At 72.4% G+C, this 12,880-nt stretch carries 15 protein-coding genes; 10 read left to right on the forward strand and 5 right to left on the reverse strand.

The features are described 5' to 3' along the window. Positions 1–7: 7 nt before the first annotated feature. From EPA64_RS16295 to EPA64_RS09640, 4 genes are read left to right on the forward strand one after another with little or no spacing between them, the layout of a single operon-like run. Positions 8–154 carry a hypothetical protein gene (locus tag EPA64_RS16295; protein ID WP_167626642.1) on the forward strand — a complete coding sequence of 49 codons (147 nt, stop codon included), beginning with the start codon at positions 8–10 and terminating at the stop codon, positions 152–154. Continuing rightward, positions 154–855, forward strand: coding sequence for a glutathione S-transferase family protein (locus EPA64_RS09630; RefSeq protein WP_134726138.1), 702 nt, complete (start codon positions 154–156; stop codon positions 853–855). Before EPA64_RS16295 ends, EPA64_RS09630 begins: the two co-directional genes overlap by 1 nt. Next, entirely contained in the window at positions 848–1,699 is an 852-nt protein-coding gene (locus tag EPA64_RS09635) for a hydroxymethylglutaryl-CoA lyase (protein ID WP_134726139.1), read from the forward strand. The genes EPA64_RS09630 and EPA64_RS09635 overlap by 8 nt, the downstream gene beginning before the upstream one ends. 56 nt (positions 1,700–1,755) lie before the next feature. Beyond that, the gene (locus EPA64_RS09640) at positions 1,756–2,535 is read left to right on the forward strand and encodes a crotonase/enoyl-CoA hydratase family protein (protein WP_134726140.1); all 780 of its coding nucleotides are present in this window, start codon (positions 1,756–1,758) and stop codon (positions 2,533–2,535) included. A gap of 17 nt (positions 2,536–2,552) precedes the next feature. On the opposite strand, the gene EPA64_RS09645 is transcribed toward EPA64_RS09640, so the two are convergent. Further along, positions 2,553–3,263 (reverse strand): DUF599 domain-containing protein, encoded by a 711-nt coding sequence (locus EPA64_RS09645; protein ID WP_134726141.1) that lies wholly within the window; start codon positions 3,261–3,263, stop codon positions 2,553–2,555. A gap of 168 nt (positions 3,264–3,431) precedes the next feature. Here EPA64_RS09645 and EPA64_RS09650 point away from each other — a divergent pair, with 168 nt between their 5' ends. From EPA64_RS09650 to EPA64_RS09670, 5 genes are all read left to right on the forward strand, one after another. After that, a complete protein-coding gene (locus EPA64_RS09650) occupies positions 3,432–4,880 on the forward strand; it encodes an FAD-linked oxidase C-terminal domain-containing protein (RefSeq protein ID WP_134726142.1) in 1,449 nt (482 codons plus the stop codon). Beyond that, the gene (locus EPA64_RS09655; RefSeq protein ID WP_134726143.1) at positions 4,870–5,952 is read left to right on the forward strand and encodes an FAD-binding protein; all 1,083 of its coding nucleotides are present in this window, start codon (positions 4,870–4,872) and stop codon (positions 5,950–5,952) included. Before EPA64_RS09650 ends, EPA64_RS09655 begins: the two co-directional genes overlap by 11 nt. Continuing rightward, positions 5,953–7,317 carry a glycolate oxidase subunit GlcF gene (gene glcF / locus EPA64_RS09660; RefSeq protein WP_134726144.1) on the forward strand — a complete coding sequence of 455 codons (1,365 nt, stop codon included), beginning with the start codon at positions 5,953–5,955 and terminating at the stop codon, positions 7,315–7,317. It abuts the gene before it with no gap. Further along, complete coding sequence (locus EPA64_RS09665) at positions 7,314–7,748, forward strand: VOC family protein (protein WP_134726145.1); 435 nt, start codon at positions 7,314–7,316, stop codon at positions 7,746–7,748. Before glcF ends, EPA64_RS09665 begins: the two co-directional genes overlap by 4 nt. Positions 7,749–7,903: 155 nt before the next feature. Next, on the forward strand, positions 7,904–8,377 hold the full coding sequence (locus EPA64_RS09670) for an Hsp20 family protein (protein WP_134726146.1): 474 nt from the start codon (positions 7,904–7,906) through the stop codon (positions 8,375–8,377). Between the two features lie 161 nt (positions 8,378–8,538). Here EPA64_RS09670 and EPA64_RS09675 read toward each other — a convergent pair whose 3' ends face one another. The 4 genes from EPA64_RS09675 to EPA64_RS09690 are packed head-to-tail and all read right to left on the reverse strand — an operon-like array spanning position 8,539 to position 11,778. After that, the gene (locus tag EPA64_RS09675) at positions 8,539–9,012 is read right to left on the reverse strand and encodes a thioesterase family protein (protein ID WP_220443740.1); all 474 of its coding nucleotides are present in this window, start codon (positions 9,010–9,012) and stop codon (positions 8,539–8,541) included. Then, positions 9,009–9,608 (reverse strand): recombination mediator RecR, encoded by a 600-nt coding sequence (recR, locus tag EPA64_RS09680; RefSeq protein ID WP_134726147.1) that lies wholly within the window; start codon positions 9,606–9,608, stop codon positions 9,009–9,011. The genes EPA64_RS09675 and recR overlap by 4 nt, the downstream gene beginning before the upstream one ends. Continuing rightward, entirely contained in the window at positions 9,609–9,953 is a 345-nt protein-coding gene (locus EPA64_RS09685; RefSeq protein ID WP_134726148.1) for a YbaB/EbfC family nucleoid-associated protein, read from the reverse strand. Between the two features lie 4 nt (positions 9,954–9,957). Continuing rightward, on the reverse strand, positions 9,958–11,778 hold the full coding sequence (locus EPA64_RS09690) for a DNA polymerase III subunit gamma/tau (protein WP_134726149.1): 1,821 nt from the start codon (positions 11,776–11,778) through the stop codon (positions 9,958–9,960). A gap of 131 nt (positions 11,779–11,909) precedes the next feature. On the opposite strand from EPA64_RS09690, the gene nudC reads away from it, so the two are divergent. After that, positions 11,910–12,842, forward strand: coding sequence for an NAD(+) diphosphatase (gene nudC / locus EPA64_RS09695; RefSeq protein ID WP_134726150.1), 933 nt, complete (start codon positions 11,910–11,912; stop codon positions 12,840–12,842). Positions 12,843–12,880 lie beyond the last annotated feature (38 nt).

The following is a 12,880-nucleotide window of genomic DNA, read 5'->3' on the forward strand; positions in this document are numbered from 1 at the left end:
GAACGCCATGACACCCAGCGCGCACAACGTCCTCAGTGGCCCGGTCACCCGGACACCCCGGGGCACGGTCAGTGCCGCCGCCGGCATCGGCACCGGCCGCGCGGCCGTCACCGTCTCGATCAAGGCCGGCGGCGTCACGCTGGGCCGCCGCTGATGACCGACGCGCCCCCCGCCAGCGGCGGCCCGGTTCACGACGCGGGCGACGCCATCGTCCTGTGGCACGTCCCGCTGTCGCGCTCGATGCGCATCCTGTGGCTGCTGAACGAACTGGACGTGCCGTTCAGCCTGCGGGTCATGGACCTGCGGTCCAAGGACATGCGCGCCGCCGAATACGCCGCGATCCATCCCGTGGGCCGCGCGCCCGCGATGCAGATCGAAGGCCACGTGATCCACGAATCCGGCGCGATGATCGAATACCTTTGCGAAACCCGCGGCCGCGACCTGTGGCGCGCGCCGGGGGATGACGGCCGGCTGGGCTGGCTCGACTGGCTGCATTTCGCCGAAACCATCGGCCAGCACATCGCCAACCTGACGCAAAGCCACCTGATGCTGCGCGATCCGGCGACCCGCTCGCCGACCGTGATGCGGCTGGAAACGGCGCGCCTGACCCGCACCCTGCGGTTGGTCGAACAGACGGTCGAGGGGCAGGACTGGCTGATGTCGGGCGGGTTTTCGGGCGTCGATTGCGCCGTCGGCTGGTCGGTCTGGACCGCCGGGCGCTTTGTCCGGCTGACGCCTGCGCTGCAGGCCTATGCCGACCGCTGCGCCGAACGGCCCGCCTTCCGCGCCGCCCTGCCGAAAGCGGGCGAGGTGGTGCTGTATGACCGCGACTTCTATGAGCTGCCCGATGCCTGAGTTCGTCGAGATCTTCGAGATGGGCCCGCGCGACGGGCTGCAGAACGAAAAGCGGCTGATCCCGGCCGCCGACAAGATCGCCCTTGTGGACCTTTTGTCCCGCGCGGGCTTCCGCCGGATCGAGGTGACCAGCTTCGTGTCGCCGAAATGGGTGCCCCAGATGGCCGACGCGGCCGAGGTGCTGGCGGGTATCGCCCGCGCCCCCGGCGTCAGTTATGCGGCGCTGACCCCGAACCTCAAGGGCTATCAGGGCGCGCGCGCCGCCCGCGCGTCCGAAGTGGCGGTGTTCACCAGCGCCTCGGAAGGGTTCGCGCGCGCGAACCTGAACTGCACCATCGCCGAAAGCCTGGAACGCTTTACCCCGGTGGTCCAGGCCGCGCGCGCCGACGGCGTGCCGGTGCGCGGCTATGTCAGCGTCGTTACCGACTGCCCCTTTGACGGCAAGATTCCGCCCGAAAACGTGGTCCGCGTGGCCGCCGCCCTGCGCGGCATGGGCTGCTATGAAATCAGCCTGGCCGACACCATCGGGCAGGCCTTCCCCGAGGCGATCGACGCCATGCTGGCCGCGGTGCTGGACGAGATGCCGGCGGCGATGCTGGCCGGGCATTACCACGACACCGCGGGCCGGGCGCTGGACAACATCGACGCGAGCCTTGCGCGCGGGGTCCGGGTGTTCGACGCGGCCGTGGGCGGCCTGGGCGGTTGCCCCTATGCCCCCGGCGCGGCGGGGAACGTGGCGACGGAAAAGGTCGCCGCGCATCTGGCCGCGCGCGGGTTCGACATCGGGCTGGACATGGATGTGCTGCGCCGGGCGGCGGCAATGGCGCAGGGGATGCGGGGCTAGGCGTGGCGCGGGCCTGGCCCGCACCATCCGGGCAAGCGCGGAAACGGGAGAGCTGAATGGAAACGATCCGCATCGAGACCGACGCCCGCGGCATCGCCACGCTGTGGCTGGCGCGCGCGGACAAGCACAACGCGCTGTCGGCGCAGTTGATCGACGAACTGACCGTGGCCGCCGGACGGCTTGGCGCCGACCCCGCCGTGCGCGCGGTGGTGCTGGCGGCCGAGGGCCGGACGTTCTGCGCCGGTGGCGACCTGGCCTGGATGCGCGAGCAGATGGGCGCCGACGCCGCCACAAGGCGGCAGGGCGCGCAGGCGCTGGCGGCGATGCTGAACGCGCTGAACGAACTGCCCAAGCCCCTGATCGGGCGCATCCACGGCAACGCCTTTGGCGGCGGCGTCGGCATGATGTCGGTCTGCGACGTGGCCGTGGGCGCGCGCGGCGCGACCTTCGGGCTGACGGAAACCCGGCTGGGCCTGATCCCAGCCACCATCGGCCCCTATGTGCTGGCCCGCATGGGCGAGGATCGCGCCCGCCGCGTCTTCATGTCCGCGCGCCTGTTCGACGCGGCCGAGGCGGTGTCGCTGAACCTGCTGGCCTATGCCGTCGATGCCGCCGATCTGGACGCGGCGGTGCAGGACGAGGTGACGCCCTATCTGCAGACCGCGCCCAAGGCCGTCGCCGCCGCCAAGGCGCTGGCCCGCGCGCTTGGCCCCCGCATCGACGCCCAGGTGATCGCCATGACCATCGACCGCCTTGTCGCCGCGTGGGAGGATGACGAGGCCCCCGAGGGCATCGCCGCCTTTTTCGACAAGCGCAAACCGCGCTGGCACCAATAGGCCGGCGCGGCCCAGCCTCAGCAGTCGCGGCCCATGTCCCGCAGGATCGCCCGGCGCGACCCCGACGCGAATTCGCGCCGCAGCGTCATCGAGCTGACGATCGCGGTGCCCAGCATCAGCCCCCAAGGCCCGGCCATCCAGCCCGCCGATCCCAGCGCGAAATACACCGCGCGCAGCCCGATGTTGAAATTGCGCGCGGCGTTGATGTTGACCTCGGCCGCGGCCATCGCCCGGTCCAGGGCGCGGGGGTGGCCGGGTTCGTTGGGGACCGCCGCCATCATCACCGCGCAATAGCCGAACAGCCGGTGCGCCCAGACGAACTTCATGAAGGCGTTGGCGACGAACAGCATCATCAGCAGGATCTTGACCCGCCACAGCAGATGCGGAACCCCCTCGGCCGCCAGATCGCGGGCGATGCCTTCCAGCGCGTCGACGTTGCCGACCAGCGCCATGCCGCCGCCCAGCGCGATCATGCAGGCCGAGGCAAAGAACGACGTCCCCTCGCGCAGGGTCGTCAGGATGTTGCCGTCGAAGATGCGCGGGTCGCGGTGCAGGAACTGGCGCATCCATTCGCGCCGGTAACGCATCATCAGGACCGACACCGACGGGCGGTTGGCGGGCGGATGTTCCACCACGTGGCCGACGCCGAACCAGGCCAGCGCCAGCAGCGCAAGCGCCAGCAGATCGGCGGCCGTCAGGCCAAGGGGCAGCTGCGCGATCCAGTGCATGGCCGGAACCTAGCCGCGCCGCCCGCCCAAGGCCAGCGGCTTGCCGGGCCGGGCCGCGGTCGCGGTTGTCAGCGGTCCGCCGCGCCTTTATGCCTGAGGCAGCGCCCCGGTCGCGGACGGGATCGCGCGCCGGCCGTCCGCAGCAAGCCCGCGAACAGGAACCCGCCGATGCAGATGCCCGCGCCCGACGCCTCGATCATCGCCCGCCGCGCCGCCATCGTCGCGCGGTTGCGCGCGGCCGTCGGCGCGGGCACCGTGATCGACGACCCGGTCGAGGCCCGCGCCTATGAATGCGACGCGCTGTCGGCCTATCGCTGCCCGCCGCTGGCCGTGGCGCTGCCGACCACGACGGCCGAGGTGGCGGCGGTCCTGCGCGTCTGCCACGCGGAACGCGTGCCGGTGGTTCCGCGCGGGGCGGGGACCAGCCTTGCCGGCGGCTCGATGCCGACCGCGGACGCCGTGGTGCTGGGACTGGCGCGGCTGAATGCCGTGATCGAAGTCGATTACGGCGACCGGCTGATCCGCGTGCAGGCCGGGCGCACCAACCTGTCGGTGTCGGGGGCGGTGGACGACGCGGGGTTCTTTTACGCCCCCGACCCGTCCAGCCAGCTTGCCTGCGCCATCGGCGGCAACATCGGCATGAACTCGGGCGGGGCGCATTGCCTGAAATACGGCGTGACGACCAACAACCTGCTGGGCGCGACCGTGGTCATGATGGACGGCACCGTGGTCCAGCTGGGCGGCCCGATGGGCGAGGCGCCGGGCCTTGACCTGCTGGGCGTCATCTGCGGGTCCGAGGGCCAGCTGGGCGTCGTGACCGAGGCGACGCTGCGCATCCTGCCCAAGCCCGCGGGCGCGCGGCCCGTGCTGATCGGCTTCGATTCGTCCGAAACCGCCGGCGCCTGCGTGGCGGCGATCATCCGCGCGGGCATCCTGCCGGTCGCCATCGAGTTCATGGACCGCCCCTGCATCGTGGCCACGGAGAACTTTGCCCGCCCCGGATACCCTGACTGCGAGGCGCTGCTGATCGTCGAGGTCGAGGGCACCGCGCCCGAGATCGACGAGCAGCTGGCCCTGATCCGCGCCATCGCCGAGGGCTTCCACCCCGTCGAGTTCCGCGAAAGCCGGTCCGAGGATGAATCGCGCCGCATCTGGCTAGGCCGCAAGTCGGCCTTCGGCGCGATGGGGCAGATGGGCGACTATATGTGCCTGGACGGCACCATCCCGGTCAGCGCCCTGCCGCAGGTGCTGAGGCGCATAGCCCAGCTGTCGGACGCCGCGGGCCTGCCGGTCGCCAACGTCTTTCACGCGGGCGACGGCAACATGCACCCGCTGATCATCTTTGACGCCAACCGCCCCGGCGACCTGGAACGCGTCGAGGCTCTTGGCTCCGACATCCTGCGCCTGTGCGTCGAGGTCGGCGGCTGCCTGACCGGAGAACACGGCGTGGGCGTCGAAAAGCGCGACCTGATGGCGGCGCAGTTTTCCGACACCGACATGCAGGCGCAGATGCGCGTCAAGGACGTGTTCGATCCCCACTGGCTGCTGAACGCGGCCAAGGTGTTCCCGCTGGCCACCTCGGCCAGCCGCCGCGAGGGGCGCCGCAATGTCGCTTGACGGCGCGGCCGCGCCCGCCTCGGACCGGGAAGTCGCGGCGCTGGTCCGCGACGCCGCGGCCCCGCTGACCGCCGTGGGCGGCGGCACGCGGCTGCTGCCGGGCGAGGGGGGCGGGGACCGGCTGTCCACCGCCGGGCTGACCGGCATCACGCTGTACGAACCGGCCGCGCTGACCATCGTCGCGCGCGCCGGCACGCCTCTGGCCGAGGTTCAGGCGGCCCTTGCGGCCGAGGATCAGCGCCTTGCGTTCGAGCCGCCGGCCGCGCCCGGATCGACCATCGGCGGCGTCGTCGCCGCCAACGCCAGCGGCCCGCGCCGGGTCAAGGACGGCGCGGCCCGCGACAGCCTGATCGGCGTGACCTTCGTGGACGGGCGCGGCGACATCGTCCGCAACGGCGGCCGGGTGATGAAGAACGTCACCGGCTATGATCTGGTCAAGCTGATGGCGGGCAGCCGCGGCACGCTGGGCGTGCTGACCGAGGTCGCGTTCAAGACCCAGCCGGTGCCCCCGTCAGCGGCCACGCTGGCGCTGGACGGGCTGGACCCGGCCCGCGCCGTCGCCGTGATGACCGCCGCGCTGACCGGCCCCTGGGACGTGACGGGGGCGGGCGTGCTGCCGTCCGGCCGCACCATCCTGCGGATCGAGGGGTTGGCCGGGTCCGTCGCCATCCGCGCCGGGACGCTGACGCAGCGGCTGGCGCCCTTCGGTACGGTTCAGGTCACGGAGGGCGACGCGGACTTTGCCGCGCTGCGCCAGATGCCGCGCGACATGGCGGCAGGCGGGGGCGCGGTCTGGCGCATCGTCTGCCGCCCCTCGCAGGCGGCGGCGCTGGTCGCCGCGCTGCCCGGCCCGGTGGCGCTGGACTGGGGCGGCGCGCTGGTCTGGGCGCAGACGCCGCCCGACTGGCTGCCCATCGACCTGCCCGGCGACCTGCCCGCCGGGGCCTTTGGCGTCCGTGTCCACGGCGATCCCGCCCCGGCCTTTCCCGCGCCCGACGCGGCAGTGCAGCAGCTGAACGACCGGCTGCGGGCGCAGTTCGACCCGCGCGGCCTGTTCTCCGGGATGCGATAGATGCAGACGAACTTTACCCCCGAACAGCTGGCCGATCCGGCCATCGCGACGGCGAACGGCATCCTGCGGACCTGCGTGCATTGCGGGTTCTGCACCGCCACCTGTCCCACCTATCAGGTGCTGGGGGACGAGCTGGACAGCCCGCGCGGCCGCATCTACCTGATCAAGGACATGCTGGAATCCGGCCGGGCCGCCGACGACCGCACCGCGCTTCACATCGACCGGTGCCTGTCGTGCCTGGCCTGCATGACGACCTGCCCGTCGGGTGTCGATTACATGCACCTGATCGACCACGCCCGCGTGCATGTCGAGAACACCTACCGCCGGCCGTGGACCGACCGGGCGCTGCGGGCGCTGCTGGCGGCGGTGGTGCCGTATCCGGGGCGGTTCCGGCTGGCGCTGCTGGGGGCGCGGCTGGCGCGGCCGTTCGCGCGGCTGATGCCGGACGCGCGGCTGCGGGCGATGATCTCGATGGCGCCGCGACGCATCGCGGGACCGACCCGTGACGATCTGGGGGCGACGTTCGAGCCGGTAGGGCCGCGCCGGGCGCGGGTCGCGCTGCTGACCGGCTGCGCGCAGCGGGCGCTGAACCCCGACATCAACGACGCCACCATCCGCCTGCTGCGCCGGGCGGGGTGTCAGGTGGTGATCCCCAAGGATTTGGGCTGCTGCGGCGCGCTGACCCACCACATGGGCAAGGAAGGCCAGGCGATGGCGACGGCACGGGCGGCGATCCGCGTCTTTCTGGCGGCGGACGCGGCGGAACCGCTGGACGCGATCATCGTCAACGCCTCGGGCTGCGGGACGACGGTCAAGGATTATGGCCATATGTTCGCGCATGACCCCGACCGCGCGGGCGCGGAAAGGGTGGCGGGGCTGGCCCGCGACGTGACCGAGTTCCTCGATGCCCACGGCCTGCCCCCCGTCACCCGGCCGGGCGGCGCGGGCGCGGCACCTGCCGGGTATGGCGCGCCGCCGGGCGCGCTGCGCGTCGCCTATCACGCGGCCTGTTCGCTGCAGCACGGCCAGCGCATCGTCGCCGCGCCGAAATCGCTGCTGGGGCAGGCGGGGTTTCAGGTGATGACGCCCGCCGACAGCCATCTGTGCTGCGGCTCGGCCGGCACCTATAACCTGCTGCAGCCGGCGCTGTCGGCCGAGTTGCGCGACCGCAAGGTCCGCACGATCGAGGCGCTGGCCCCGCAGGTCGTGGCCGCCGGCAACATCGGCTGCATGGTCCAGATCGGGCAGGGGACGCGCATCCCCGTCGTCCACACGGTCGAACTGCTGGACTGGGCGACGGGCGGGCCGCAGCCGCCCGCGCTGGCCGATCTGGGCGCGGGGGCAGGCGCCGGGGCGGCCGCATGACGCCGCCGGTCCTCGGCACGCTGGAAACGGCGCTTTACGCCGAGGATCTGGCCGCCGCCGAGGCGTTCTGGACCGGCGTCATCGGCCTGACCGTCATCACCCGCGTCCCCGGCCGGCATGTGTTCTTTCGCACGACCGACACCCCCCGCCCGCAGGTGCTGCTGGTGTTCGATCCGCGCGCGACCGCGCGTCCGCCCGCCCCGGACGCGCGGCTGCCGGTGCCGCCGCACGGGGCCACCGGGCCGGGCCACGCCTGCCTTGCCGCCGCGCCCGACACGCTGGACGACTGGCGCGCGCATCTGGAATCGCGCGGCATCGCCATCGAGGCCGATTTCCGCTGGCCCAACGGCGCGCGCTCGATCTATTTCCGCGATCCGGCGGGCAATTCCATCGAACTGGCCGACCCGGCGATCTGGGCCGCCGACCGCTGATCCCGGCGGCCCGCCGATCCTTGAAGCCGCCCTTGAAAGCGCCGCCGCACCCACCCACATCCGCCCTGTCGGACGGCCAATCGGCGCCGGCGTCAACCGCCCGCCCGGTCACCGGGGGGCAGCACAACTCTCATCGCTGCAAAGGATGACACATTATGCGCAACATGGATCTTGCCCCGCTTTACCGCGCCTCGGTCGGGTTCGACCGCATCGCGGACCTGATGGACCGCGCCCTGACCTCGGACGTCGCGGCGCCGACCTATCCGCCCTATAACATCGAAAAGACCGGCGAGAATGCGTATCGTATTTCCATCGCCGTGGCCGGCTTTGCCGCCGACGATCTGTCCGTCGACATGCGCGACGGCGCCGTGATCGTTGCCGCGAAAAAGGCGGCCGAGGACGAGGGCCGCAGCTATCTGCACCGCGGCATCGCCACCCGCGCCTTTGAACGCAAGTTCGCGCTGGCCGATCACGTGCGCGTGCAGGGCGCAAGCCACGTCGACGGGATGCTGCACATCGATCTGGTGCGCGAGATCCCCGAGGCGCTGAAGCCCCGCCGGATCGAGATCGCCAAGGCCGCCGGCCCCGCCGCCACGGTCGAGGCGCAGGCGAACCGGCTGGACGCCTGATCGGCCCGGCCGTTCGGCCATAATCACGGGGGGCGCGGGCGCAAGCCTTGCGCCCCTTTTTCATCCCGCGCGGTCAGTCCGATACGCCGCCCGGCTTTTCGGGCGGGGGCGGTCCGCATGTGGCGCGCGGGTGGCCGGAACTGTCGTCAGGTGCGGCGGGGTCAGCCGCGCATCAGCCCCACCCGCCGGCCGACCTGTTCCGGCAGGGGCAGGTCCGCATGCCGCGCGACCGCCGCCGCGATGCGGTCCGCCACCGCGGGCGCGAACGGGGTGACGCGGCGCGTCGCCAGATCGACGTGCAGCAACAGGTTCTCGCTGACCGCCGCGACCCAGCCGTCCGTGTGGCGCATGGTCTGGACGTAATGCAGGCGCTTGGCGTCATGCGCGATCAGCCGCGTTTCCACGGTCACGCGGTCGCCCGCGTTCAATTCGCGCAGGTAATGCACCTGCGCCTGCGCGGTGAACACCGACACCCCGTCCGCCGCCGCGACCTGCGGGCCAAGCCCCAGCGGTCCCAGCACCACGTCCAGCGCGCGGTCGAACAGCACGTGGTAATAGGCCATGTTCAGGTGGCCGTTGTAATCGGTCCAGCCCTCCTCGACCGTCATCGGCGCCGTGAGGAACGGCGCGCTCACAGCCGCCGCCTTGCGCGCAGCGCCGCCAGGATGGTGCCGTCGTCCAGATAGTCCAGTTCTCCGCCGATGGGTACGCCCTGCGCCAGCCCGGTGACGGTGACCTGCGCGGGTTCCAGCGCCTCGGCGATGTAATGGGCGGTGGTCTGGCCCTCGACGGTGGCGTTCAGGGCCAGGATCACCTCGGTGACGGATTCGTCCGCGACGCGCGCGACCAGGCGCGGGATGCCCAGTTCGTCCGGCCCGATCTCGTCCAGCGCCGACAGCGTGCCGCCCAGCACGTGATAGCGCCCGCGGAACGCGCGCCCGCGTTCCAGCGCCCACAGATCGGCCACGTCCGCGACGACGCACAATTCGCCATTCCCACGCGCGGGATCGGCGCAGATCGGGCACAACGCGGCGTCGCTGATGTTGCCGCAGCGGGAACACTCGCGCGAGGTTTCGGCCACCCGCGCCATCTGCGCGGCCAGCTGCGCCATCTGGCCGGTGCGGCGGCGGATCAGCGCCAGCACGATGCGCCTGGCCGACCGCGGGCCAAGCCCCGGCAGCCGCGCCATCTGCGCGATCAGCGCCTGGATCTCGTCGCTGCCCTCGGCCATTCAGAACGGCAGGTTCATGCCCGGCGGCAGGCCCATCCCCGCGCCCATGCGCTGGGTTTCCTCGGCCAGCCGGTCCTGCGCGCGGCGCTGCGCGTCCTTGATCGCGGCCAGGATCAGATCCTCGACCACCTGCTTTTCGCTGGCGACAAAGATCGACGGGTCGATGTCGAGCGCCGTCAGCTCGCCCTTGGCGGTGGCGGTGGCGCGGACCAACCCGGCGCCTGCCTCGCCGGTCACGGTGATCGTGTCCAGTTTCGCCTGCAGCTCGGCCACCTTGCCCTGCATGTCGCGGGCGGCGGCCATCATCTTGTTCAGGTCGCCCAGCCCGCCAAAGGGGTTCTTCATCCTGTCACTCCTCGTCCTCGAAGGGATCCCATTCCTCGGCCTCGGCAAGGCCCCCCTGCGCGGTGGCGTGCAGGTCCGGGGCGGCGGCGCCGTCGTCGTCCGGGGCAGGGGGCGCGTCGTGGCGGATCGCGGCAAAGCGCGCGCCGGGCACGGCGTCAAAGATGGCGCGGATCACCGGGTTGTCCAGCGCCGCCACCTCGGCCGCCTGTTGCGCGGCGGCGCGGGTTTCCGCGATCGTCGGGCCGCCGCCCGCGTCGACGACCGACACCGCCCAGCGGGCGCCGCCGGTCCAGCCGCGCAGCCGCTCGCCCAGCCGCTGCGCGAGGTCGCGGGGCGCGTCGGGGGTGGGCTGGAACTCGATCCGGCCGGGGGCATAGCGCACCAGCCGGACGTGGCTTTCGACCTGCAGAAGCAGGGTCATGTCGCGCATCCGCCGGATCAGTTCGACCACGGCTTCGAAGTCGGTCAGCGCCGCCACCGCGTCGGGGGCGGTGGCCAGCGCCAGCGCGCCGTTCGTGCCGCCCGCCTGCACGGCGACGGCTGCCGCCCGGACGGCCTGCGGTGCGGCGGCGGCGCGGGGCGCATGCGACGGCGCTAAACCGGGGGCGGCCCCCGGCGCGGGCGCGGGGCGCGCGAACTCGCCCGCCGCCTGTCCGGCCTGCACGCGGCGGATCAGCGCCTCGGGGTCGGGCAGGTCGGCGACATGGGTCAGGCGGATGACCGCCATTTCCGCCGCCATCATGGCGTTCGGGGCGGCCGACACCTCCTCGAGCGATTTCAGCAGCATCTGCCACAGCCGCGTCAGCGCGCGCATGGGCACGCGCTCGGCCATGTCGCGGCCGCGGGCGCGTTCGTCGGGACCGACCGTGGGGTCTTCGGCGGCATCCGGCGTGATCTTGACCAGGCTGACCCAGTGGGTGATCTCGGCCAGGTCGCGCAGGACGGCCAGCGGGTCGGCGCCTTCGGCGTATTGCGATTGCAGCTCGGCCAGCGCCTCGGCCGCCGCGCCGCGCAGGATCATGTCGAACAAATCCAGCACCCGGCCGCGGTCGGCCAGCCCCAGCATGGCGCGGACCTGCGGGGCGGTCGTCTCGCCCGCCCCTCCCTCACCGGCGCCGTGGCTGATCGCCTGATCCAGCAGGCTGGTCGCGTCGCGGGCCGACCCCTCGGCCGCGCGGGTGATCAGCGCCAGCGCGTCGTCGGCGATCTGCGCGCCCTCGGCTGCGGCGATGCGGCGCAAGAGCGCGATCATCACCTCCGGCTCGATCCGGCGCAGGTCGAACCGCTGGCAGCGCGACAAGACCGTGACCGGCACCTTGCGGATCTCGGTCGTCGCAAAGATGAACTTCACATGCGGGGGCGGTTCCTCAAGCGTCTTCAGCAGCGCGTTGAACGCGCTGGTGGACAGCATGTGGACCTCGTCGATGATATAGATCTTATAGCGCGCGACAGCGGCGCGATAGTGAACGGAATCAATGATTTCCCGGATGTCGTTGACGCCGGTTCTGGACGCCGCGTCCATTTCCAGCACGTCCACGTGCCGCCCCTCGGCGATGGACACGCAATGCTCGCAGACCCCGCAGGGGCTGGTCGTCGGCCCGCCGGTGCCGTCCGGCCCGGTGCAGTTCATGCCCTTGGCGATGATCCGCGCGGTGGTCGTCTTTCCGGTGCCCCGGATGCCGGTCATGATGAACGCCTGCGCGATGCGGTCGGCCGCGAACGCGTTCTGCAGCGTGCGGACCATCGCGTCCTGACCGACCAGATCGGCAAACGTCTCGGGCCGGTATTTCCGGGCCAGCACCTGATAGGCTTGCGTTTCGGTCATGCGGTCCCCTGGGCTTGCGCGGGAATGTAGGGGGGGCGGCACGGGGGCGCAACGGCAGATGGGCCGCGCGCGGCCTTGGCATTCCCGGCCACGCGCGGCAGCGTGGCGGCGGACCGGGGCGGGGGCGCGGCATGGGCATCGACACGACAGGGCTGGCATTTGCGGGCGGCGGGCTGGACCGGGCGGCGGACCGGCGCGGCGGCGACGGCTGGCGCGACGGCGCGGCCGTGCTGCCGGTCTGGCGCGGCAAGGTGCTGGTGGGCGGCGACGACCGGCTGGCGCGACTGCCCGCCGACCACCCAGCGCTGGCCGGGGCCGAGCCGCCGGTGCTGCTGGGACTGGACGGCGCGACGGCCGCCGCCGCGCAGGACATCAGCGCCTGGGCGCCCCCCAGCCTTCCCGAGACGCAGCTGTTCTTCGACCCGACCGAACAGGTCCACCCGCTGATCCCGGACGCGCGCTTTGTGGAACTGCGCGGCGTGATGTCGCGGCTGTCCCCGCTGGACGCCGAACTGGCCGCGACCGCGCGGGCGCTGACCGGTTGGCATGGCGCGCACCGGTTCTGCGCCGCGTGCGGGGCGCGGTCGGAACCGGCGCAGTCGGGCTGGCAGCGGCGCTGTCCGTCCTGCGGGGCGATGCATTTCCCGCGCACCGATCCGGTCGTCATCATGCTGGTCGCGCGCGGCGACCGCGTGCTGCTGGGCCGCTCGCCCGGCTGGCCCGAGGGGATGTATTCCTGCCTTGCCGGCTTTATCGAGCCGGGCGAGACGATCGAGGCCGCCGTCCGCCGCGAGGTGGCCGAGGAAACCGGCGTCACCGTCGGCGTGGTCCGCTATGCGGCCAGCCAGCCTTGGCCGTTCCCGGCGTCGCTGATGCTGGGCTGCGCGGGCGATGCGGAAACCGAGACGATCACCCTGGATCCGGTCGAGCTGGAGGACGCGCGCTGGGTCGGCCGGGACGAGCTGGCGGCGGTATGCGCGGGCACCCACGCCAGCCTGCGCGCGCCGCGTCCGGGCGCCATCGCGGGCTGGCTGCTGCAGGCATGGCTGGACGGCCGCCTGTGACACCCCGCCGCTTGCCCCCGCCGCCTGCGGCCCCCACA

The organism is Paracoccus luteus (genome assembly GCF_004522155.1).
GTDB lineage: Bacteria > Pseudomonadota > Alphaproteobacteria > Rhodobacterales > Rhodobacteraceae > Paracoccus > Paracoccus luteus.